The 22,640-nt window shown below is 71.2% G+C and carries 21 protein-coding genes and 1 pseudogene; 12 read left to right on the forward strand and 10 right to left on the reverse strand.

The genetic code is table 11. The features are described 5' to 3' along the window. Positions 1-127: 127 nt before the first annotated feature. The gene (gene rimO, locus ASF60_RS04720) at positions 128-1,471 is read right to left on the reverse strand and encodes a 30S ribosomal protein S12 methylthiotransferase RimO (RefSeq protein ID WP_056181144.1); all 1,344 of its coding nucleotides are present in this window, start codon (positions 1,469-1,471) and stop codon (positions 128-130) included. A gap of 323 nt (positions 1,472-1,794) precedes the next feature. Between rimO and pabB the strand changes: the two genes are divergently transcribed. The 4 genes from pabB to ASF60_RS04740 are packed head-to-tail and all read left to right on the forward strand — an operon-like array spanning position 1,795 to position 5,081. Beyond that, entirely contained in the window at positions 1,795-3,231 is a 1,437-nt protein-coding gene (gene pabB / locus ASF60_RS04725; RefSeq protein ID WP_056181147.1) for an aminodeoxychorismate synthase component I, read from the forward strand. Beyond that, positions 3,228-3,848, forward strand: coding sequence for an anthranilate synthase component II (locus ASF60_RS04730; RefSeq protein ID WP_056181150.1), 621 nt, complete (start codon positions 3,228-3,230; stop codon positions 3,846-3,848). Before pabB ends, ASF60_RS04730 begins: the two co-directional genes overlap by 4 nt. Next, a complete protein-coding gene (locus ASF60_RS04735; protein ID WP_056181153.1) occupies positions 3,835-4,665 on the forward strand; it encodes an aminotransferase class IV in 831 nt (276 codons plus the stop codon). Before ASF60_RS04730 ends, ASF60_RS04735 begins: the two co-directional genes overlap by 14 nt. A 32-nt stretch (positions 4,666-4,697) precedes the next feature. After that, a complete protein-coding gene (locus ASF60_RS04740; protein WP_056181301.1) occupies positions 4,698-5,081 on the forward strand; it encodes a DoxX family protein in 384 nt (127 codons plus the stop codon). On the opposite strand, the gene mazG is transcribed toward ASF60_RS04740, so the two are convergent. Then, positions 5,059-5,901, reverse strand: a complete 843-nt coding sequence (gene mazG, locus ASF60_RS04745) for a nucleoside triphosphate pyrophosphohydrolase (protein ID WP_056181156.1) — start codon at positions 5,899-5,901, stop codon at positions 5,059-5,061. The two genes, ASF60_RS04740 and mazG, sit on opposite strands and share 23 nt — an antisense overlap. 624 nt (positions 5,902-6,525) lie before the next feature. On the opposite strand from mazG, the gene ASF60_RS04750 reads away from it, so the two are divergent. Next, a complete protein-coding gene (locus ASF60_RS04750; protein ID WP_443136729.1) occupies positions 6,526-7,635 on the forward strand; it encodes a replication protein RepA in 1,110 nt (369 codons plus the stop codon). A 127-nt stretch (positions 7,636-7,762) separates the two neighbouring features. Beyond that, positions 7,763-8,341, forward strand: coding sequence for a hypothetical protein (locus tag ASF60_RS04755; RefSeq protein WP_056181162.1), 579 nt, complete (start codon positions 7,763-7,765; stop codon positions 8,339-8,341). A gap of 284 nt (positions 8,342-8,625) precedes the next feature. Here the strand turns inward: ASF60_RS04755 and ASF60_RS04760 are convergent, their stop codons facing one another. From ASF60_RS04760 to ASF60_RS04780, 5 genes are all read right to left on the reverse strand, one after another. Next, positions 8,626-10,386: a methanol/ethanol family PQQ-dependent dehydrogenase gene (locus ASF60_RS04760; RefSeq protein WP_056181165.1), complete on the reverse strand. Its 1,761-nt coding sequence runs from the start codon at positions 10,384-10,386 to the stop codon at positions 8,626-8,628. A 139-nt stretch (positions 10,387-10,525) separates the two neighbouring features. Next, positions 10,526-10,831 carry a GCG_CRPN prefix-to-repeats domain-containing protein gene (locus tag ASF60_RS04765; RefSeq protein WP_056181168.1) on the reverse strand — a complete coding sequence of 102 codons (306 nt, stop codon included), beginning with the start codon at positions 10,829-10,831 and terminating at the stop codon, positions 10,526-10,528. Positions 10,832-10,942: 111 nt separating this feature from the next. Then, the gene (locus ASF60_RS04770; RefSeq protein WP_056181171.1) at positions 10,943-12,166 is read right to left on the reverse strand and encodes an acyltransferase family protein; all 1,224 of its coding nucleotides are present in this window, start codon (positions 12,164-12,166) and stop codon (positions 10,943-10,945) included. Beyond that, positions 12,163-13,482 carry an O-antigen ligase family protein gene (locus ASF60_RS04775; protein WP_056181175.1) on the reverse strand — a complete coding sequence of 440 codons (1,320 nt, stop codon included), beginning with the start codon at positions 13,480-13,482 and terminating at the stop codon, positions 12,163-12,165. The genes ASF60_RS04770 and ASF60_RS04775 overlap by 4 nt, the downstream gene beginning before the upstream one ends. 113 nt (positions 13,483-13,595) lie before the next feature. Continuing rightward, the gene (locus tag ASF60_RS04780) at positions 13,596-14,303 is read right to left on the reverse strand and encodes a DJ-1/PfpI family protein (RefSeq protein ID WP_056181179.1); all 708 of its coding nucleotides are present in this window, start codon (positions 14,301-14,303) and stop codon (positions 13,596-13,598) included. 59 nt (positions 14,304-14,362) lie between these two features. Here ASF60_RS04780 and ASF60_RS04785 point away from each other — a divergent pair. The 5 genes and pseudogenes from ASF60_RS04785 (at position 14,363) to ASF60_RS04805 (ending at position 18,950) form a co-directional block, all read left to right on the forward strand. Continuing rightward, positions 14,363-15,407: pseudogene (locus tag ASF60_RS04785) on the forward strand (GlxA family transcriptional regulator). A 111-nt stretch (positions 15,408-15,518) separates the two neighbouring features. Beyond that, complete coding sequence (locus ASF60_RS04790) at positions 15,519-17,258, forward strand: ArnT family glycosyltransferase (protein WP_056181181.1); 1,740 nt, start codon at positions 15,519-15,521, stop codon at positions 17,256-17,258. A gap of 34 nt (positions 17,259-17,292) precedes the next feature. Further along, positions 17,293-18,018 carry a glycosyltransferase family 2 protein gene (locus tag ASF60_RS04795; protein ID WP_056181183.1) on the forward strand — a complete coding sequence of 242 codons (726 nt, stop codon included), beginning with the start codon at positions 17,293-17,295 and terminating at the stop codon, positions 18,016-18,018. A gap of 3 nt (positions 18,019-18,021) precedes the next feature. Next, the gene (locus ASF60_RS04800; protein ID WP_056181186.1) at positions 18,022-18,354 is read left to right on the forward strand and encodes a lipid-A-disaccharide synthase N-terminal domain-containing protein; all 333 of its coding nucleotides are present in this window, start codon (positions 18,022-18,024) and stop codon (positions 18,352-18,354) included. 2 nt (positions 18,355-18,356) lie between these two features. Continuing rightward, positions 18,357-18,950, forward strand: coding sequence for a pyridoxamine 5'-phosphate oxidase family protein (locus ASF60_RS04805; RefSeq protein ID WP_056181190.1), 594 nt, complete (start codon positions 18,357-18,359; stop codon positions 18,948-18,950). Positions 18,951-19,594: 644 nt separating this feature from the next. Here the strand turns inward: ASF60_RS04805 and metC are convergent. The 3 genes from metC to ASF60_RS04820 form a co-directional block, all read right to left on the reverse strand. Continuing rightward, a complete protein-coding gene (metC, locus tag ASF60_RS04810) occupies positions 19,595-20,782 on the reverse strand; it encodes a cystathionine beta-lyase (RefSeq protein ID WP_056181304.1) in 1,188 nt (395 codons plus the stop codon). Positions 20,783-20,859: 77 nt separating this feature from the next. After that, positions 20,860-21,219: a DUF6883 domain-containing protein gene (locus ASF60_RS04815; protein ID WP_244478326.1), complete on the reverse strand. Its 360-nt coding sequence runs from the start codon at positions 21,217-21,219 to the stop codon at positions 20,860-20,862. Beyond that, a complete protein-coding gene (locus ASF60_RS04820) occupies positions 21,216-21,467 on the reverse strand; it encodes a DUF4926 domain-containing protein (protein WP_056181191.1) in 252 nt (83 codons plus the stop codon). The genes ASF60_RS04815 and ASF60_RS04820 overlap by 4 nt, the downstream gene beginning before the upstream one ends. 119 nt (positions 21,468-21,586) lie before the next feature. Here ASF60_RS04820 and ASF60_RS04825 point away from each other — a divergent pair, with 119 nt between their 5' ends. After that, complete coding sequence (locus tag ASF60_RS04825; protein ID WP_056181311.1) at positions 21,587-22,618, forward strand: amino acid ABC transporter substrate-binding protein; 1,032 nt, start codon at positions 21,587-21,589, stop codon at positions 22,616-22,618. Positions 22,619-22,640 lie beyond the last annotated feature (22 nt).

Consider the following 22,640-nt stretch of genomic DNA (forward strand, 5'->3'; position numbering starts at 1 on the left):
TGAGATAGCCCTGCCCTTGTGGGGGAGGGGCCAGGGGTGGGCCCGCTGGCCTCCGCAGCTTGGGGGGCACCCAATCACCCCCACTCCTAACTTCTCCCCACAAGGGGGAGCGGGACGGGTCGCGCTCCTACACCGCGCTCCCATAGAGGTCGTACGCATCCGCGCGCTCGATCTTCACGGTGACGATGTCGCCCACCCGCAGGGGGCGGCGTGACGTGATGTGGACGGTGCCGTCGATCTCGGGGGCGTCGTACTTCGAACGGCCCTTGGCGACGGTGCCGTCGGCCGCGTCGATGAGGACCGGCAGGCGCTTGCCGATGCGGGCCTTCTGCAGGCGGACGGAGACGGCCTGCTGCGCCTCCATGAAGCGGCGCTTGCGCTCGGCCTTCACCTCCGGCGGAACCGGGTCGCCGAGGCCGTTGGCCACCGCCCCGCCCACCGGCTCGAACTCGAAGCAGCCGACGCGCTCGAGCTTGGCTTCGCGAATCCAGGTCAGCAATTCCTCGAACTCGGCCTCGGTTTCGCCGGGGAAGCCGACGATGAAGGTCGAGCGGATGGCGAGATCGGGGCAGATCTCGCGCCAGCGCCGGATGCGCTCGAGCTGGCGTTCCTGGTTGCCGGGCCGGCGCATGCGGCGGAGCACGGACGGGCTCGCGTGCTGGAGCGGCATATCGAGGTAGGGCAGGATCTTGCCCTCGGCCATCAGCGGGATGACCTCGTCCACGTGCGGATAGGGATAGACGTAGTGCATCCGCACCCAGGCCCCGAGCGTGCCGAGTTCGGCGGCCAGATCATAGAACTTGGCCCGCACCTCCCGGTCGCGCCAGGGGCTCGAGGCGTAGCGGATGTCGACGCCGTAGGCGGAGGTGTCCTGCGAGACCACCAGCAGTTCCTTGACGCCGGCCTTCACCAGCTTCTCGGCCTCGCGCAGCACGTCGCCGGCCGGCCGGCTGACGAGATCGCCGCGCAGGGACGGGATGATGCAGAAGGTGCAGCGATTGTTGCAGCCCTCGGAAATCTTCAGGTAGGCGTAGTGGCGCGGCGTCAGCTTCACGCCCTGCGGCGGCACGAGATCCAGGAACGGGTCGTGCGCCGGGGGCACCGCCTCGTGCACCGCCGCCACCACCGATTCGTAGGCCTGCGGCCCGGTGACCGCGAGCAGGTTCGGATACTTTTCGCGGATTTCCTCGGGCTGGGCGCCCATGCAGCCGGTCACGATGACGCGGCCGTTCTCCGCCATGGCCTCGCCGATGGCCGAGAGCGACTCGGCCTTGGCCGAATCGAGAAAGCCGCAGGTGTTGACGATGACGACGTCCGCGCCGTCATGCCGCCGGGCGAGCTCGTAGCCCTCCGCCCGCAGGTGCGTGAGGATGCGCTCGGAATCCACCAGCGCCTTGGGGCAGCCGAGGGAGACGAAGGAGATTTTCGGCGCCGCCTTGGCGGGGGCCGGCGGCAGGAGGGATGCGGTCATGGATGCTCGTCGGGCCGGAGCGGCTTCTGAAACCGGATCGGCCGTGGAATCGGGGGAGGGCGGGACAAAGAGGTTGACAGCCCTATAACGGGATTCGCGCGCCCAAGCGAGCCGGGCCGCGCCGAGCCATGCGCGGATCGCGCTTTTGCCACGGCATCGCGCATGCCGCCTGTGCATGATACCGCAAGCCGCGACGGATGCATCGGCCCCAGTTCCTCAGTCCGGGTTCTTCACTTCGAGTTCTTCACTTCGAGTTCTTCACTTCGAGTTCTTCGGCCCACCGGGATCGTCCGTCCGCGGCGTCCCCGAACCTTCGAGTCATCATGTGGATTGCTGACCTCCCGTTCGTCGAGCCGGTCGCGGCGGCCGAGGCCCTGGGCGCCCTTCCGGGCCTCGCCTTCCTCGACAGCGCCATGCACCACGACACGCTCGGCCGGACCTCGACCCTGGCGGCGGACCCGTTCGGGCGCTTCCGGTTTCGCGATGGCGTCGCCACGCTCGACGGACGGACGGTGCCGGGCAGCGGTCTCGCGGCGCTGCGGGCCTGCCTCGCGCCCTACCGCACGGCACCCGATCCCGATCTCCCGGCCTTCGCCGGCGGCGCGATCGGCTATGTCGCCTATGATTTCGGGGCCGCCCTGGAGCGGGTGGCGCCTCCGGCCCGCCGGGCGGGCCTCTGCGATGACATCGCCTTCAATCTCTACGACACGGTGCTGAGCCTCGACCACGCGACCGGGCGCTGCCGGCTCCTCGCCACGGGCTTTCCCGAAACCGAGCCGGCCGCGCGCGAGGCCCGCGCTCAGGCCCGGCTGGCCCAGTTCACCCGCCTGCTGGAGCGCGCGCGCCCGAGCCCGGAACCTCCGGCGCAGGGGCCGCTGGCCTGGCGCTCGAACTTCACCCGTCCGGCCTACGAGGCGGCGGTGGAGCGGGTGCGCGACTACATCCGGGCCGGCGACATCTACCAGGCCAACATCGCCCAGCGCTTCGAGACCGACCTGCCGGAGGGCTTCGACTCCTTCGCCCTCTACCGACGCCTGCGCGCCACCAACCCGGCGACCTTCGGTGCCTATCTCGACTTCGAGGGGCTGCGGGTCGCCTCCAGCAGCCCCGAGCGCTTCATCCAGCTCAAGGGGCGGGCGATCGAGACCCGGCCAATCAAGGGGACGGTCCGCCGCGTCCCCGATCCGCAAGAGGATGCACGCCTCGGGGAAGCCCTCCAGGCCAATGCGAAGGAGCGGGCCGAGAACATCATGATCGTCGACCTGCTGCGCAACGACCTTTCGCGCATCTGCGAACCCCACAGCGTGCAGGTGCCGGTGCTGTGCGGGCTCGAATCCTACGCGTCCGTCCACCATCTCGTGTCGGTGGTCACCGGAACCCTGAAAGCCGACATGGACGCCCTCGACCTGATCGCCGCCACCTTCCCGGGCGGCTCGATCACCGGCGCGCCGAAGCTGCGCGCCATGGACATCATCACGGACATCGAGGGCGACGCGCGCGAACTCTATTGCGGCGCCATCGGCGCGTTGGGCTTCACCGGCGACCTCGACACCGCCATCGCCATCCGGACCGTCTTCATGAACGACCGCACGGCCGTGCTGCAGGCCGGCGGCGGCGTCACCCTGTTGTCCGAGCCGGGGCCCGAATACGAGGAGACCCTGACCAAGGCCGCGCGGGTGTTCCAAGCCTTTGAACCGGACGCCTTCGTACCGCACGCTTGCGAACCGGATGCCCAGTCCGGGGCGGGGAGGGCGCCGTGATCCTCGTCATCGACAATTACGACAGCTTCGTCTTCAACGTGGTGCGCTACTTCGAGGAACTGGGCGAAACCGTGCGGGTGGCGCGCAACGACGCCCTCGACGTCGCCGGCATCCGTGCCCTCGACCCCGCCGCGATCGTGATCTCGCCCGGTCCCTGCACGCCGGCGGAGGCGGGCATCTCGCTGCCCGCCATCCGTGAACTCTCCGGGGCGGTGCCGCTGCTCGGCGTCTGCCTCGGCCACCAGGCCATCGGGGCGGCTTTCGGCGGCCGGGTGGCGCGCGCCGGGCGCCCCCTGCACGGGCAGGCCACGCCGATCCGCCACGACGGGGCCGGTCTGTTCACCGGACTGCCCGACCCGATGCAGGTCGGGCGCTACCACTCGCTGATCGTGGCGCCGGAGCCCGGCATGGCCGACCGGCTCAGCATCGACGCGGTCTCGACCGAAGGGGAGGTGATGGCCCTGTCGCACCGGACCCACCCGACCTGGGGCGTGCAGTTCCATCCGGAATCGGTGCTGACCGAGAACGGCCATGCCGTCTTCGCCAATTTCCTGCGCCTCGCCCGGGATTGGCGCGCGACCCGGGATCTGCCGGCTGCGACCGATGCTGTGGTTTGACGGACGACTCACCGAGGGGCCGGTGTCCTTCGACCTCGCCGACCGGGGCCTGACCCTCGGAGACGGGGTGTTCGACACGGCGCTGGCCCGGCGCGGCCGCATCCTGTTCGAGGCCGCGCACGTGGCCCGCCTCGCCGCCGCGACGGCGACGCTGGGCTTTCCCATGGCGCCCGCGCACATCGCGGCAGCGATGATTTCGCTCGCGGCGGAAATGGGGCGGGTCCACCCCCTGGCGGCGATCCGCACCACCGTGACCCGCGGCTCCGGCCCGCGTGGGCTCAGCCCCCCGGCCGAACCCCGGCCGGTGCTGTGGGCGAGCGCCGCCCCGGTGGGAGACGCCCTCGCCTTCGCGCCGCTGACCCTCCACGCGACGGGCATTCGCCGCAACGAGACCTCGCCGGCCGCGAGCCTGAAGACGCTCGGCTATCTCGACGCGGTGCTGGCGGCGGGCGCGGCGCGGGCGGCGGGCTTCGACGAGGCCTTGTTCCGCAACACGCAAGGGCGCGTCGCCTGCGCGGGCACCGCCAACCTGTTCGCGGTGCTCGACGCCGCTCTCGTCACCCCGCCTCTCTCGGACGGCGTCCTGCCCGGCATCCTGAGGGCCGAGATTCTGTCGCGGGCCCAACGCCTGGGCCTGCCCACCGCCGAACGGAGTTTCGACCTCGACGCCCTGCACGCCGCCGAGGCGGTGTTCCTCACCAATTCCCTGCGCGGTCTCGCCCCTGTGACGGCCATCGACGCCACCGCCTTCGCCAGCGCGGGTCACCCGCTGGTGACGGCCCTGGTCGACGACCTGCGCGGGGACTTCACCCCGTGACGGCGTCCCGGCTGTGGTGGCGCCTGCCGCTGATGGCGGCCTATGGCTTCATCGGCGTGGTCCACCTCGCCGCCCCCGACGCGTTCCTGCCGATCATGCCGGCTTGGGTGCCGGAGCCTCGGCTCACCGTGATCGTCACCGGCCTGTGCGAACTCGCCGGGGTGCTCGGCCTCGCCTATCCGCCGACCCGGCGCTGGGCCGCGATCGGGCTGGCCCTCTACGCCGTCTGCGTCTTCCCGGCCAACCTCAAGCATGCATTGGAGGGCATCGTCGTGCCGGGCCTGCCCGACAGCTGGTGGTATCACGGGCCCCGGCTGGCGTTTCAGCCGGTCTTCGTCTGGTGGGCGCTCTATGCCGGCAGAGTCATCGACTGGCCGTTCCGCCAACCGTCGGTCAGCCCGTCTCCGACATCTTGACCTCCGACATCTTAACCGCCCGCCAGGCCGCCTCCATCGCGTCGAGATCGCTGTCGGAGAGGCCCGAGCCTTGAGCCTCCAGGATCGCCGCCATGGCGGTGAAGCGGCGCGCGAACTTCATATTCCCTTCTTGTAAGGAATATTCCGGGTCTATTCCGAGGTGGCGGGCGAGGTTGGCGACCGAGAACAGCAGGTCACCGAGTTCCTCCGCCACCGCCGCCCGGGTGCCGTGGACCATGGCGTCGGCAACCTCGTCGATCTCCTCGCGCACTTTCAGCACCACCTGGGCCGGATCGCTCCAGTCGAAGCCGTAAGTCGCCGCCTTGGCGGAGAGCTTGTGGGCGCGGGTCAGGGCGGGAAGGGGCAACGGAATGCCGGCGAGCGGGCCCGTCTCCTGCGGAGGCTTAGCCCGGCGCTCTTCGGCCTTGATCGCCTCCCATTGCCGCGCCACCGCCCCTGGGTCGCGCCGGGGCGAGCCCTTCGGCAGCAGAGTTCCGTCCGGCGCGAATACGTGCGGGTGGCGCCGGACCATCTTCTCCACCACCGCCCGAACCACGTCCGGGAAGGCGAACAGCCCGGTCTCCTCGGCAATGCGGGCGTGGAAGACCACCTGGAGCAGCAGGTCGCCGAGCTCGTCGCGCAGGTCGTCCGTGTCGCCCCGCGCGATGGCGTCGACGACCTCGTAGGCCTCCTCCACGGTGTAGGGGGCGATGCTGGCAAAATCCTGGGCCACGTCCCAGGCACAGCCGACCTCCGGGTCGCGCAAGGTCGCCATCAGGGCCAGCAGATCCTCGATCTTCACCACGTCTTCTCCGCCCATCGGTGTCGGTCCGACCCCTGTAGCGGATTGCGGGCCAACCCGTGAGGCTGGGGATGGTGGCGGGAGAAGCGGTGTTGTCTTCCCCAAATTCCCTTGAAAAAGCCTTGGCCGGGCGCGTGTTCGTTCTTCCGAACGGGCATCTCGACCCTTAGGAAAGGTATCAGTAAGAGATTCTCAGAGAGTCATTTCTGAGAGTTATATGGAGGGCCGAAAAACCCTGCCGGACTGAGGACTTATGGGTGGTTCGCGTATCGAACTCTGCGCAGGGTCGTATCGAACTCTGCGTGCCGGCGTATCGGATTCAGCGGTAGAATTCGGGTCGCGCGTATCCGAGTCTGCGTGAACCCGTATCGGGTTCGGCGTGGATAAGGCCTCCCACCGGTGAACTCTGGGGATTGTGCCGAATCCGGTCCCGTATCGAACTCTGCGTCAGCGTCTGGCGCCGGATGCGGCCTGCGGATCGACGGCAATTTTTCCCGTTCCGGCCGGTGGATAGCCGGGATGATTCCCACTTGCGGCGCTTGCCGCCGAGACTCCGCCGCGGGGAATCGGGCATGGTCGGCGCATCGCGGTCCGGGACTCACTGTCGGGATCATGGGCCAGGATTGATCGGGGCGGGGTCTGTTGGGGATCGAGGACACATTGGCGGGCATCCGCGACGCCGACCTCCTCGCCGAGGTCGAGGCGGCGCGCGGCAGCTTCCTATTCGCCACGATCGCGGAGACCATCCTGCACCGGCAGCGGGCCCGGGATGCGGAGGTTGCCGCGCGCGGAGCCGTGGCCGGGCGACGCCAGGCCATGGGCCGCGACCAGCGCCGCCGCGATGCCATCCGGGAGGTGATCGAGACTGAGCCAACCGGCCCGGAGAACCTGCAGCACATCCACTCGGTGCTGGCCCTGTGCGGCCTGCCCTATCGCGACCCCGGTGACGCCCGCGAGTTCTTCCGCGAGTACGGACGGAATTCCCTGAGCCTGCTGGCGGGGCGCCTCAAGAACCCGGCCACCGGCGAGATGGAGTTCCAGGGCCTGCCCTACGGCCCCAAGGCCCGCCTCGTGCTGCTGCACCTCTGCACCGAGGCGGTGCGCCAACGCAGCCCGACCATCGCGGTGGCCGACAGCCTGTCGGGCTTCATGAAGGAGATGGGATTCGCCGTCACCGGCGGCGAACGTGGCACCATCCGGCAGTTCAAGGAGCAGCTCGCGCGGCTGGCCGCCTGCACCCTGCAGATCGGCCTCTGGGACGGGGCGGGCAGCGCCAGCACCCTCAACGTGCCGCCCTTCCGCCAGCTCGACCTCTGGCTGCCCCAGGGGGCCGACGGAGTTGTCTGGCAGAAGAGCGTGCAGTTCCACCAGGATTTCTACGACAACCTGATCCAGCACGCCCTGCCGGTGGACATCCGCGCGGCCCGGGCCTTCTCGGGCTCGGCGCGCAAGCTCGACCTGCTGTTCTGGGTCGGCTACCGCCTGCGCGCCCTGCAGCGCCCCTTGCGCCTCACCTGGGACAACCTGCACAAGCAGTTCGGTGCCGACAACGCCAGCATCCGCAGCTTCCGGCAGGCCTTCAAGGCGGATCTCGCCCATCTGCAGGAGGTGTTTCCGAAGCTGCCGATCCGCCTCGACGACACCGGCATGCTGCTCCAGCCCGCCGACCCGAGCGCCCTTCTGATCCCGCCGCGCGGGACGAAGCTGCCGCGCGGCGCCAAGCCGGCAAGCAGAGCCGCAGCGACGGGCTAAGTCCGTATTCCCTCTTTACAGAAGGAATATACGGCAGGAGAGGACTTGCGACGCGACCTGCCATAGGGAATAGGATCTAGAATACGGAGTTGCCGCGGCAACACACGGAATATTCCAAGGGGATCCGATGTTTCTGTCCGAAGCCGAAGCGGAAGCCGCCCTAGGGGATCTGCGCCGCCGCCGCGACGAACTCGACCGCGCCATCGCCGACCACCAGCTCTACCTCGAACTCGGCCGGCGCCTGCGGCCGATCGGCCCGGCGCCCGCCGCTGCACCGCAGGCGCCTCCGCTCGGCGCCTGGGCTGCTCCGGGCCACTTGTCCGCCGCGGCGGAACCGGCCTCCATGACAGGGCAGGCCTTCGTTTCAGGAGACGACTTCGCTGCAGGAGACGACGTGGCGCCGGGCTCGATCTCGGGTCCCGGGCCGGTCGAGCCCGCACGCGCCGGCGACGATCTCGTGGCGGCGCGCCGGCACGGACGCGCGCTCGTCGCGGCGGCCGTCAACCTGCTGCACGAGGCCGGCCGGCCTCTCCATGCCCGCGAGATCTGGCAGGGCCTCACCGGCCTCGGCTTCGAGATTCCGGGCCACGACCCGGTGGCGGCCCTCAACACCCGTCTGTGGAAGCGCGCAGGCCCGGGCGGCCCGCTGAAGCGCCTCGGCGAGGCGGTCTATGCCCCGGCCGAAGAGGACGAGGATCTGGGCTGAGCCGCGCCCCGGCACGGGGCAGGGTGACGGGGCGAGGGGGGGCCGCCTTCGCGGCCTTCGAACGAGGCTCCGTGCCGATCGGCCGGCTCCTTGGATCAGCGGGAACGCCGTCGGCCGGCTGCGCCGGACGCGTTCGATCCTGGGCCGGCGGAGGCGTGAACATCCGGCACCTTGCGTCATTCGGATCCTGGGCTTGGCTGCGCGGATCCGGCATGACGAGGACTGGAAGCGGGGTTCCGGTTCGGCGCACCGCCTCTGCGATCCCATCACACCCCTGAAAAAAATCACTCCGGCAGGGCGAACACGGTGAGCTGCCCGCCGAGCGCCGTGTAGCGCGACAGCGCGGCGTAGCCGCCGACCGCGCCGGCGCCGTCGTTCGGATCGGTGAGGCCGGCCGCCAGTCCGATGCCGGCCCAGCCGCCGATTCCGGAGAGCACGGCGACGTATTGCCGGCCCTTATGCAGGTAGGTGGTGACGTTGCCGACGATGCCGGACGGCGTCTTGAAGCGGTAGAGTTCGCGGCCGTCCCGCGCGTCGACGGCCTTGAGATAGCCCTCGAGGGTTCCGTAGAACACGACATCCCCGGCGGTGGCGAGCACGCCCGACCAGACCGAGAACGGCTCGGGAATGGTCCAGCGGATCGCCCCAGCGACCCCGTCCCAGGCGGTGAGGGTGCCGGTGCGGGGATCGTCGGGGGCCGGGTGCAGACTCACGGTGGCGCCTACATAGGGCAGGCCGGGGGTGTAGGAGACCCGGAACGGCTCGTAATCCATGCAGATGTGGTTGGTCGGCACGTAGAACAGCCGCGTCCGGGGCGAGTAGGCCGCCGGCTGCTGGTTCTTGGCCCCGATGGCACCGGGGCAGATGCCCGTGGTGGTCTCGTCCTCTCCGGTGGCCTCGGGGGCATGGCGCGGATCGAGCACCGGGCGCCCGTAGCTCGGCGAGGCCGCGTCGAGGTCGATCTGCGTCGCCCAGTTCACCGCGGGGTCGAATTTCTGCGCCACCAGGAGTTCGCCGGTGGCGCGGTCCAGGGTGTAGCCGAAGCCGTTGCGGTCGAAATGGGTGAGGAGCGGGCGGGTGGCGCCGCCGAATGCCTGGTCGGTCAGGATCATCTCGTTGACGCCGTCATAGTCCCACTGGTCGTGGGGCGTCATCTGGTAGAGCCAGCGGGCGATGCCCGTATCGGGATTCCGCGCCACGATCGACGTCGCCCAGCGGTTGTCGCCGGGGCGCTGCGCCGGGTTCCAGGTCGAGGGATTGCCGGTGCCGTAATAGACGAGGTCGAGGGCGGCATCGTAGGCGAACCAGCCCCAGGCGCAGCCGCCGCCGGTCTTCCACTGGTCGCCTTCCCAGGTCTTCAGGGAGGAATCGCGGCCGATGGGCTTGCCGAGCGACGTGGTCCGTTCGGGGTCGACCCGCATCTGTTCGTCGGTGCCCGTGGCGGTGGCGCGCCAGAGCCGGTCCCCGGACTTCGCATCGTAAGCGGTGACGTGGCACTGGACCCCGAACTCGCCGCCCGAGAGGCCGACCAGGATCTTGCCCTTCACCGGCAGCACGGCGGCGGTGTTGGTCTCGCCCCGGGCCGGGTCGCCGTTCTTCACCGACCAGTTCACCCGGCCGGTCTTCGCATCGAGGGAGACCAGGGTGGTGTCGGCCTGCTGCAGGACGAGGGCGCCGTCCGCGTAGGCGAGGCCCCGGTGGACCGTGTCGCAGCACAGCAGGGCCGAGACCGCCGGGTCCTGCTTCGGTTCGTAGCGCCAAAGAATGCGGCCCTCGTGGTCGAGGTCCAGGGCCGTGACGGTGTTGGGAAAGGGGGTGTGGACGTACATCACCCCGTCGACCACCAGGGGCGCACCCTCGTGGCCGCGCAGGATGCCGGTGGAGTAGGTCCAGGCGACCTGAAGCCGGCCGACATTGGCGGCTTTGATCCGGTCGAGGTCCGCGTAGCGGGTGTTGGCCGCGTCGATCGTCGGCAGCACCGTCTGGGCCGCGGCGGGACCCGGAAAGGCGCCCGCCAGCAGGACGAGCAGGAGGAGGGCGCGCATGGGACTCCCGGTTGCGAAGGGGCGGAGACGTCCCCTCCCCGTGCCACAGCCGGGGGCCGAAGCGAAGGGACCGGCAAGCGCGTGGGCCGGGATGCGGGGGCCGGGATGCGGCACGCGGCCCGGCCCCCTCGAACCGATCCTAGAAGTAAGGCCCGAACGGCGGGCGCGGGCGATAATATCCGTAGCGCGGTCCGTAGAACGGCCGGGGGCCGTAGAACGGACGTGGACGATAATAGCCGTAGGGGCGGTACATCGGCCGGCAGTCGCCGAACCGATTCGGGATGAAGCCGGGGCCGCAGCCATAGGCGACGGTCTCGACGGCGGCGCCCGCCAGCGTCCCGGCAGAGGCAGGGGCAGGGGCGATGGGCGCGGCCTGGGCGACCGCGGCGAGGCCAACGGTCCCGCCGAGCCCGAGCGCCGCAGCGAGCATCGTGCGGGCAAGCATTGTACGAGCGGAAATCGGGTGAGTCAGCGATTTCACGGACATGACGCCATGACCTTCTGCTGGTGTGACCTTTGCTGTTCTTTATCTTCCGGCTTCTCGAAGGCCGCGGGACTATCCCGAAGCTGCAGACCTTCCTGACGCCGGAAGAGTTTCATCCTGCCGGATGGTTGCTGAACGCTCGCTGACGGGATGCGGTTCACCGCGCCGCGCGGCCCAGCGCAGGATGCGCCGGCGGGCGGGCTCCTCGAGGCCGAGATGCAGGGCGAGGCTGAGCGCGAAGCTGAGCGCGGTGGCGAGCCCCGCCCCGAGCCAGGGCGCGGCGGCAAGCCGGCCCCCGAGGGCGATCCGGTCGAGGCTGTTCACCAGAGCATAGGCCGGGACGTGGATGAGGTAGAGGGCGAAGGAGATCCGGCCCAGGAACACGAAGGCGGGCGCCACCAGGGGCCCGGAGCGGATCTGCGCGCCGGCCAGGATCAGGGGCGCCCAGGCCAGGGCGGTCAGCCCGTTGTGCAGCAGCGCCTCGGGCAGGATGGGTGCCGCTGCAACGAGGCCAAAGGCGGCCACCGCCGCGCTCCCGAGGAGGGCGGCCGTCGGGATGCGCCGGCGGGTCCAGGCTACGTAGAGGAGGAGCCCGGCGACGAATTCTGGCAGGCGCAGCAGGGGATTGTACTTGATCGCCTGGGCCAGCAGCACCGGTCCCGGTCCCCCCGCCTCGGGCCCGATCAGCGACACGCCGGGGGCGTAATGCGCGAAGGCGAGGCCGGCCCCGCCGGTCAGGACGATCCAGGCGCCGAGGGTCAGGCGCGCGATGCGGCCCGGCGCGCCGAGCACCAGGGGCAGCAGGGCGGGAAACAGCGCGTAGAAGAACAGCTCCACCGAGACCGACCAGCTCGGGCAGTCGAGGGCGCAGGCCGCGCCCGGCACCCAGGCGTGGAGACCGAGCGGTGCCAGGACCGCGCTCGCGGCCATCAGCCCCTGCAGCGGCGGGGCCGACTTGGCGACCCAGCTGACGAACCAGGGCAGGGCCAGTACGAGGGCCAGCAGGTAGACCGGCATGACCCGGGCCACCCGCGCCCAACGGAAGCGAACGCGGGCGGCCCGGTCGCGGAGGTCTACGGCGCGGTAGGTGTAGGCCAGGATGAAGCCCGAGAGCAGGAAGAAGAAGGTCACGCCGGAATATCCGAGGCGGATCGGGGCCGGCACCGCGGCGTCGGCGAAGAACGCGCCCGCATAGTGGAAGGCCAGCACGAGGGCGGCGGCCACGAAGCGCAGGGCGGTGAGCGCCGGCAGCGGCGTCACCGGCGGATGGGCCTGAGGCGGGCGCGGACCGCTCACCGCGGCCGGCTCCCGACCACCCGTCCGGCGGCCCCGAAGCGCAGGCCGAGGACCGAGAGGGCGAGCAGGAAGAACAGCGCGTTGGTGGCCTGGTAGAACACCGATTCGAACACCCCTACCATCAGGCCGAACAGCCAGATCCGCAGGAACAGCAGCCGCAGCGGGTCGAGGGCGGCCCCTGCGCCGTCCTGGCGCTGGGCCTGAAGATCCGAGACCGGCGCCAGAATCATCCACCACACCGTGAGGGCGAGGCCGGGCAGGCCGCTCTCCAGGGCGGTGTTGAGGTAGCCGTCATGGGCGTCGGTGGCGCGATTGACCCAGGTGGTCGCATCGCCGCCGCCGCCGTAGAACACGCTTTCCCAGAAGGCCCCGTAGCCGAAGCCGGTCAGCGGCTTCTTGGCGATGTTGTCGAGGGCGAAGCTCCAGATCTCGGTACGGCCGGTATAGGTCGGGTCGGCGGCGAGGCTCGCGACCAGCGCTCCGACGCCCGGCACCATCACCGAGCCCACCGTGAGCACCAGCAGCAGCGCCAGGGGCCCGAGGAGCACCAGCCGGCGCCAGGCGCCCGAGGCGGAGCGGGTGCAGGCCCAGGTCAGACCGAGCACCGCCGGGGTCATGACCATCGAGGTCTTGGCGTTGGTGAAGACGAGAAACACGCCCGCAAGAACCACCACGGTGGTGCCGAGGATGCGCTGGCCCATCGCGGCCCAGAACAACCCAATGATGATGAACAGGCTCATGGCCGCGCCGGCGCCGTTCTTGTGCGCGAAGACGCCGCGCCAGCTGCCCGCGTGTTCGGGCTCGATCAGGTCGAGGGCGGTGTGCATCGCGCGCTCGGGCACCAGCACGAGGCCGAGGTAGCAGAGCGCCAGCACCAGGAGCACGCTGCCGCCGAGGGCCTGCGCGAACTGGCGCGCGTCGCGGGCGAGCACCAGCACGCTCACCACCCCGCCGAACATGATGACGAGGGAGATCAGGCGCCGTGCCGAGACGGCGGGCTCGATGGAGAGGGCGGTGGAGACGCCGATCCAGCCCAGCGTCGCCAGGATCGGCAGGGTGGCCAGTGGCCGCAGGGCCTCCCGCCCGCGCCAGGCCAGCACGGCCACGGCGAGTCCGCCCATCGCCAGATACAGCACCTGGTTGACGATGTTGCCGCCGGCCCGCGAGGCCGCGTTCTCGGCTGCCGTCCCGTCGAGGAACGGATCGGCCCCGATCAGCACGATCAGCAGGATCACGCCCATCGCCCCGATGCGCAGGGCATCGGGGAAATCCGCCCGCGCCGGCGCACCCGCGTCGGTGGCAATGCCCGTCGTCATGGTCCACTCCCGCGCTCGAGGGCCGGCAAAGACCCGCACTCTAGGGCCGCCGGTGCCGCCTGATAGGCGCGCAGAATACGTTTAAGAACCACGAAGGCCGTCTCCGTCTGCCCTCAAGGCTCGGATTTCGGCCACGCGACGATGTCGGGCGCTCCGCTGATCGCCGCCACGATGCGCTCGCGCTCGGCCCGGCCGGCGGCGAGGCAGGCGCGTGTCGCCGCGAGGACGGCGGGACTGGCGGTGGCGGGCGTGCCCGACGCCAAAGGCGGCGCCGGCGCGTATTCGAGGCCGAGCTGGATCGCTTCCGCCTCCGGTCGGCCGGCGATCTCGGCCGCCAGCGTCAGGGCGAAGTCGATGCCGGCGGTCACTCCGCCCCCGGTGAGGAGGTTGCCGTCGCGCACCACCCGCTCGGCCACCGGGATCGCCCCGAAGGCCGCCAGAAGGTCAAGGCTGGCCCAGTGGGTGGTGGCGCGCCGGCCCCGCAGCAGCCCGGCCGCCCCGAGCACCAGGGCGCCGGTGCAGACGGACGTGACGTAGCGGGCGCGCGCCGCCTGCGCCCGCACGAAGGCGAGGACCGAAGCATCCTGCATCAGCGCATTCACCCCGATCCCGCCCGGGATGCAGAGCACGTCGAGCTGGGGGCAATCGTCGACCGTGTGCGTCGGGGTGAGCACGAGACCGGTGGAGCTGGTGACCGGCCCCGGGCCGGTGGCCACGAGGCGAACCCGGGCGTCCGGAATCCCGACGAACACCTCGTAGGGCGCGGTGAGGTCGAGCTGCTGGACGTTCGGGAAGGTGAGGAGGCCGATTTCGAGGGGCATCGCGGCAGAACTCCGGGTGTCTGGACAGGACGACCCTACTCGGCCAGGCTCCGGCCGAAATGACCAAAGCTCCTCGTTTTCTGCCAGGGCGCAGCGCGGATGGTCCCCGCCGCGTCGAGATCCTGGCTTTCCGGGATGTCCAGCTCCTCGACGTGGCGGGGCCGCTCCAGGTCTTCGCCACGGCGAACGACCTCGCAGGCCCTGGCCCAGCGCCCTACGCTCTGCACGTGGTCGCGGCGGGCGGCGGCCAGCTCCGCAGCTCCGCCGGTCTCGGCCTCGCGATGGAGCCGCTTCCGTCCGCGGACCAGCCCGTCGACACCCTCGTGGTGGCGGGCGGGCGGGCGCGGCGTCGCCGGGGCGGTCGCGGGGGACCTGCCCGCCTGGGTCGCCGCCCGGGTGCCTCGGGCCCGGCGGGTGGCCTCGGTCTGCACCGGCGCCTTCCTGCTCGGGGCGGCCGGCCTCCTCGACGGGCGTCGGGCCGTGACCCACTGGACCCGTTGCGCCGAACTGGCGCGGCGCCATCCGGAGGCCCGGGTCGAGCCCGACCCCATCTTCATCCGGGACGGCGCGGTCTGGACCTCCGCCGGGGTGACGGCGGGCATCGACCTGGCGCTCGCCCTGGTGGAGGCGGATCTCGGCCGGGATGCGGCGTTGGCGGTCGCCCGGCACCTCGTGGTCTTCCTCAAGCGCCCGGGCGGCCAGTCCCAGTTCAGCACCGTCCTGGCGCTGCAATCCGGTGGCACGCGCTTCGAGGGGCTCCACGCCTGGATCGCCGACCACCTGTCCGAGGACCTGACCGTCCCGCGACTGGCCGAGGCGGCCGGCATGAGCCCGCGCGGCTTTGCCCGCCATTATCGCGCGGCCACGGGGCTGACCCCCGCCCGCGCCCTTGAGCGCCAGCGCGTCGAGGCGGCCCGGCGGCTCCTGTCCGAGACCGCGCTCCCGCTGAAGCGCGTCGCGGAGCGCTGCGGCTTCGGCTCGGAGGAGACCTTGCGGCGCAGCTTCCTGCGCCACGTGGCGGTGGCGCCCGCCTCCTACCGGCAGCGGTTCCGCGACGATGGGGAGGGGACGCCGGACGGCCGGCCCGGGGCGCCTGAGATTTGACATTCCCGGCCGCATCATCGACACCGCCGGCCGTCGCGGCATCGACCGGAACCACGGGCCGAGCGCCGGTCCGGAGCCGCGTATGTCCCCCCTGACGGCCCATCCTTCCGCATGACCGAGCGCGCCACCGTGCCCCCCCCGGCCCGCGGCCACGCCGTCGCGTTCCCGGACACCCTCCTGGCCGCTGCGACCCGGAGCCATGCCTGGGCCTGCGCCCTCCTCGTCACCCTCTGCCTCGTCTGCTTCCTGCCGGGCCTCGCCTCGCTCCAGCCCATGGACCGCGACGAGCCGCGCTTCGCCCAGGCGTCGAAGCAGATGCTCGAGACCGGCGACCTCGTCGACATCCGCTTCCAGGCGGAGGCCCGGCACAAGAAGCCGGTGGGCATCTACTGGGCGCAGGCGGCCGTCGTCGGCGCCGCCGAAGCGCTCGGCGTGCCGGACGCCCGCACCACCATCGGCCTCTACCGCATCCCGTCGCTGCTCGGCGCCATCGGGGCGGTGCTCCTCACCTACTGGTCGGCCCTGGTCTTCCTGCCCCGGCGGGGGGCCTTTCTCGCCGCAGCCCTGTTCGGGGCCTGCGTCGTGCTCTCGGCCGAGGCGCGCCTCGCCAAGACCGATGCGCTCCTCTGTGCCTGCGCGGTGGCGAGCTTCGGCGGTCTCGCTCGCGCCTGGCTCCGGCGCGACCGCGCGTCCGGCCCCCTCGACACCGCCACGGTGCTGACCTTCTGGCTCGGCCTCGCCCTCGGCATCCTGATCAAGGGGCCGATGGTGCCGCTGTTCTGCGGCCTGCCGGCCCTGATCCTCTCCGTCCGGTCGGGCTCCGGCCGCTGGCTCGGCGCCCTGCGGCCCGGCCTCGGCCTGCCCCTCACCCTGCTGATCGTGGCGCCCTGGTTCGCCGCCATCACCTGGAAGAGCGGCGGCGCCTTCTACGGGGAGGCGGTGGGCCACGACATGCTGAGCAAGGTCCAGGGCGGCTCGGAGAAGCACTTCGCCCCGCCCGGCGCCTACCTCGTGGCGTTCTTCGGCACGTTCTGGCCGGGGGCGGCCTTCGCGGCGCTCAGCGCGCCGTTTGCCTGGGGCTACCGGCGCGAACCCGCCATCGCCTTCCTGCTCGCCTGGATCGTGCCGACCTGGATCCTGTTCGAGATCGTGCCGACCAAGCTGCCCCATTACGTGCTGCCGCTGATGCCGGCCATCGCCATCCTCACCGTGCGGGCGCTCGCCGCCGGCGCGCTGCACCCCGAGCGCCGGGGCGCGCGCCTCACCGCCGGGCTCGTGGTGCTGATTCCCGTCGGACTCACCCTCGGGCTCTCGGCCTTCGCCTTCACCTACGACCAGACCCTGCCCTGGGCCGGGCTGCCGCTGCTGCTCGGCGCCAGCGCGGTGGCGGCCCTGGCCTGGCACGCCTTCTCCCGGGGGCTGCCCGAGCGCGCGCTGGTCCTCGGCATCCTGGCCTCGATGCTGCTCTCGCCCGCCGTGTTCGGCCTGACCCAGCCGGTGATGGCCGCCCTCAAGGTCTCGCCGCGCCTCGCCGCGATCCGCGATCGCCTGCCCTGTCCGCATCCCCGCGTCGCCAGCCTCGGCTACCGCGAACCGAGCTTCGTCTTCCTGATCGGCACCGACCTCGCCATGCTGGGGACCGGTACCGAGGCCGCGGCCTTCCTGAAGGGCGAGGGTGCGCCGGATACCGGAGCCTGCCGCCTCGTCTACGTCGAGGGCCGGTTCGCGGCCGCGTTCGATGACGCCGCCCGGGCCGCCGGGCTGGTGCCGAACCGGGTCGGCACGGTCTCGGGCTTCAACATCAATGGCGGGCGCCGGGTCGATCTTTCGGCCTACGCCGTGACGCCCTAGACACGACGCCCGCGACATCCCTGGATCGAAACCCATGCGCCTCTCCGTGATCATCCCGGTGAAGAACGAGGCCGGCAACATCGCGAGCCTCGTCGCCGAACTCGAGACCGCCTGCGCCCCGCTGGCGCCCTTCGAGGTGATCTACGTCGACGACGGCTCCACCGACGGCACCGCCGAGGCCCTGAAGGCGGCCCGGGCCGGGCGGCCCTGGCTGCGGGTGCTCGCCCACGACCGCACCGCCGGCAAGGCCGCCGGCATCCGCAGTGGAATCGCCGTGGCCCGCGCCCCGGTCTGCGCCCTGATGGACGGCGACGGCCAGAACGACCCGGCCTTCCTCGCGCCCCTGCTCGACGCCATCGAGGCGGGCGGTGCGGGGGTCGGCCTCGCCCAGGGCCAGCGCATCGGGCGCAAGGACGGACGGCTGAAGACGATCCAGTCGCGCATCGCCAACGGGGTCCGGGTCCGCATCCTCCGGGATTCCACCCGCGACACCGGCTGCGGCTACAAGCTCGTGCGCCGCGACGTCTACCGCACGCTGCCCTTCTTCGACGGGCAGCACCGCTTCATGCCGGCCCTCGTCGCCCGCGAGGGCTTCAGCGTGGTCCATCGCGACGTGGTCGACCGGCCGCGCTTCACCGGCACCTCGAAATACGGCCTGTTCGACCGGCTCTGGGTCGGCCTCCTCGATCTCGCCGGGGTGTGGTGGCTGATCCGGCGCAAGCGCGTGACGCCCCGGGTCACGGACGTGACGGGAGCCTGAGCCATGCTGATCCAGCTCGCCGAGGACCTGCGCGGCTACGTCTACGACGTCTTCGTCACCCGATTCGATGCCTGGCTGGTCTTCGGCATCCTGGCCCAGGCGGTGTTCGGCGCCCGCTTCGTGGTGCAGTGGCTCGCCTCCGAGCGGGCCGGCCGAAGCGTGATGCCGCTGGCCTTCTGGTTCCTCTCCATCGCGGGCGGCCTGATGACCCTGGTCTACGGCCTGGTGCGGCGCGAGCCGGTGATCATCTTCGGCCAGGCCCTCTCGACCTTCATCTATCTCCGCAACGTCTTCCTGATCCTGCGCGAGCGCCGCGCCGCCCGGGCGGCGCTGTGACCATGGACCCGCTGCCGCCCTTCCACGACGACCTGGACGCGGCACGGGCGGAGGTCTGGCGCCTCTTGGAGGAGGGGCCCGCCTTGCGCCGCAACGCCTTCCACATGCCGGCGCTGGCCACCGTCGATGCGCAGGGCCATCCGCAGGTCCGCACCGTGGTGCTGCGGGAGGCCGATCCGGCGGCCGGAGCCCTGCGCTTCCACTGCGACCGCCGCTCCGACAAGGCGTCCGAGATCGCGGCCTCCGGGCATGCGGCCCTGCACGGCTACGATTCCGCCGCCAAGATCCAGATCCGCGCCTCCGGCCCGGCGACGCTCCACAGCGACGATGCCCTGGCCGAAGCGGCCTGGGCCGGCGCGATGGCCATGAGCCGGATCTGCTACGGCGCCGATCCCGCCCCCGGGGCGGTGCTGCCCCGCGGCGACGCCTACACCCTGCCGGATGCCGAGACGGCGCTGACCCTCGGCCGTCCGAACTTCTGCGCCGTGGTGGTGCGGGTGGCCCGCCTCGAATTCCTCTACCTCGACCGGCGCGGCCACCGCCGGGCGGCCTGGGAGCGGGCCGGGAACTGGCGCGGATGCTGGCTGGCGCCGTGAAAATCCGCCACGCCTGAACGGGCGTGCGGGAACGGCCCCGCCGCCGGTTCCGGCGCGGGGGATGGCCAGGACACGAAACGGGAGACGCGGGACGCCGCGAAACCACGTTGTTGGAATCATAAGGCCGGTCCCCCGGCGTCCCTCGGCCCGGCCCCTCGCGGGGCCGACCCTTTTCGTCACGGCGTCTTCTCGGCATCGGCGACCCGGCTCATGGCAGCCCCCCTCCGGGCTCCGACGCCCTGGCGGGCGGCGGCGTCCGGCGGCCGTCTGATCAGAGCCCGAGGCTCCGAGCCCGCCTCGTAGTGGGCGGACCGTCCGATCTCTCGTTGCGTCCCAGGGGACCGGGTCCAGCCTTGCGGCCTACCCGTCCGAGACGCCTTGCGTCGCCGATGCAGCCCGGGGCGATGGCGAAACCGGGCCATCGACGCGGGGCGCCGTCTCCTCCCCCCGAGCCCCCCGACCCGGTCCGCCGGAGGGCCTCCCGTGTGGGAGGTGAGTGCCCGCACTGAACCACAGAATAGGAATATTGTCAATGTTTTTTGGTGGTCTGGCGGTGGGGCCGCCGGCGCCCGACCGGAGAAAATTCGCGACGGCCCGGTGGAATTGCGGGTTCACCGGTCCGGCAGCGCTCGTCGAGCAAAAATTCACAGCGCGGCGCGCAACCGCGCAAACCCCGCGTCGAGATCCGCCTGCAGGTCCGCAAGGTCTTCCAGGCCGATGTGGAAGCGCAGGCCCGGGCCGCCGGGGTTCCACCGGGTGGCGGTTCGATAGGTCTTGCAGTCGAACGGGATGACGAGGCTCTCGAATCCGCCCCAGGAGAAGCCCATCCCGAACAGTTCGAGGCCGTCGAGCATGGCCGCCACGGCCCGCTCCGGGGCGGGCTTCAGGATGACGCCGAACAGGCCCGAGGCGCCGGCGAAGTCGCGCTTCCAGAGGGCGTGGCCGGGATCGTCGGGGAGCGCGGGATGGAGCACGCGGGCCACCTCCGGCCGGGCCTGGAGCCACTGCGCCATGGCGAGCCCCTGGGCGCCGTGCTCGCGCAGGCGCAGCGCCATGGTGCGCAGGCCGCGCAGGGCCAGGAACACGTCCTCCGGGCCGGGGCACATGGCGAAATGCTCGAAGGTCCGGTGCAGGGCCGGCCAGTATTGGGCGTTGGCCGAGGTCAGGCCGAGGAGCAGGTCCGAGCCGCCGGAGAGGTACTTGGTCCCGGCCTCGACCGCGATGTCGACGCCGCGCGCATGGGGCGGGAACAGCAGCGGCGTCGCCCAGGTGTTGTCCATGATCACGGCTGCCCCGCGCGCGTGCACGATCTCGGCGATGGCCGGCACGTCCTGCATCTCGAAGCTCTGCGAGCCCGGGGCTTCGACCAGCACCGCCTTGGTGGTGTCGCGCATCAGGTCGGCGATGCCGGCGCCGATCAGGGGATCGTAGTATTCCACCGCCACCCCGAAGCGTTTCAGGACGCCGTCGCAAAAGATGCGGGTCGGGCGGTAGGCGGAATCGCTGATGAGGAGATGGTCGCCGGCCGAGACCACCGCCATCAGCGCCACCGTGAGGGCGGCGAGGCCCGAGGGGGTCAGCACCGTGCCGGCGGCCCCGGCCAGCTCGCTCCAGGCCTGGGTCAGCGAATCCGTCGTCGGCGTGCCCGAGGTGCCGTAATCGTAGCGCCCGCGCCGGTGCTGGAGGTCGTCGTAGGTCGGGAACAGCACCGTCGAGCCGCGGTAGATCGGCGTGTTGACGAAGCCGTGCTGGGCGGAGGGATCGCGCCCCGCATGGACGAGGCGGGTGCTCGCCCCGAAGCGGGCGGGATCGCGGGGAGGGGTGTTCGACATCGGTACCGGCGGGCGAGGGGTGAGCGTGCGGCGACCGAAGCCCGCTGCACGCGCCGGCGTCAAGCCGGGCGGGCGGATCAGGCCTCCTCGTCCGTGCGCCTCAGGGGAACGACCGTCACGAGCCTGGCGACGCCATCGGCCTCGACTTGCCAGACCGAGCGCACCCAGGGCTCCCGGCCGTTCGGCGCGCGAAGCCGCCCTTCGAAGACGAGCTTGGTCGGGCCGTTTTCCGTCAGATTCTGCGGGCGTCCCTCCGTCCTGAGGACGTGGTCGGCCAGGGCGTCGGCCAGTTCCATCGGTCTGTCCCGGCTGAAGCCGAAGGTCAGGAAGAAGCGTGCCTTCGAGCCGCCCCGTGGATGGGAGAGGTCCAACAGGTAGTCGACAAGCTTGTTGTTGCGGATCGTGAACCACGTCGGAGAGGCCGCCGGCCCGCTCAAGCCGCCCGGCGCCCGATCCGCTTGATTCCGGTGGCCCGAACCGTCGCGAGGGCGCCTTCGGGCTCGGTGAACTCGACCTCGTAGGCTGCTCCGTCCTGCCAGATGGCCACCACGGTGCCCTCCGTGCCGGCCTGGATCAGGGTTCCGTCATCCGTCCGCGCGTCGGCCAGCAGCACGACGTCATCGAGTTCCCTGAGATCGACCCCAGGCTCGTCCTTTCGCAGGAGATAGAAGACTTCGACGGACATGGGCGAAGGATATCCGGCGCGCGCCGGCCGGACAAGCCACGCGGCCCGATCCTTTGGTCTTGGACCCGACGCCGTGGTCCCCGGCTTGACCCCGGCGCGCGATGCCCTGCAATGCGCGCATGCGATCCCTGTCGATCCCGCTCCTCGCCGCCCTGCTCGCCGCGTCTCCGGTGCTGACCCGGACTGCGGCGCTCGCGCAAGGCGATACCCTGGCCCAGGTCAAGGCGCGCGGGCACCTCGTCTGCGGGGTCAGCGGCGGGGTGGCGGGGTTCAGCATGCCGGACGGGCAGGGGCGCTGGCACGGGCTCGACGTGGATTTCTGCCGGGCGCTCGCCGCCGCGATCTTCGACGATCCGGACCAGGTGCGCTTCATCCCGCAATCCTCGGCCGCGCGCTTCACCGCCCTGCAATCGGGCGAGATCGACGTGCTCGCCCGCAACACCACCTGGACCCTGTCGCGCGACACCGCCGCGATGAACTTTCCGGTGATCACCTTCTTCGACGGCCAGGGATTCCTGGTCCGAAAATCCCTCAACATCACGGCCGTCAAGCAGCTCGACCGGGCCACGATCTGCCTGCAGCAGGGCACCACCACGGAGCTGAACACCGCCGACTGGTTCCGCACCCGCGGGCTGACCTACCAGGTGGTCACCTTCGCCAACAGCGAGCAGACGCTCGGCGCCTACGAATCCGGCCGCTGCGACGCCTATTCCACCGACAAGTCCTCCCTCTACGGCGAGCGCCTGAAGACCGCGCATCCGGAGGAGCATGTCATCCTCGCGGAGGCGATCTCGAAGGAGCCCTTCGCGCCGGGCGTGCGCCAGGGCGACGATGCCTGGCGCGACCTCGTGGCCTGGACCCACTACGCCATGATCGACGCGGAGGAGGCGGGTATCGGCCAGGCCAATGTCGAGGCGCTCCGGACGGAGACCCTGAGCCCGGACGTGAAGCGCATCCTCGGTGTCGAGGGCACCTACGGGCAGGGCCTCGGGCTGACCACCGACTGGGCCTACCGGATCGTCCGTCACGTGGGCAATTACGGCGACGTCTTCGCCCGCAACCTCGGCGACGCGACGCCCCTGAAGATCCCGCGCGGGCTGAACGCGCTGTGGACCAACGGGGGCCTGCACTACGGGCCGCCGATCCGGTGAGGGCGGGGGCAAGACGGGACCC

The sequence above is a fragment of the Methylobacterium sp. Leaf113 genome, assembly GCF_001423325.1.
In the GTDB taxonomy this organism is placed as follows: domain Bacteria; phylum Pseudomonadota; class Alphaproteobacteria; order Rhizobiales; family Beijerinckiaceae; genus Methylobacterium.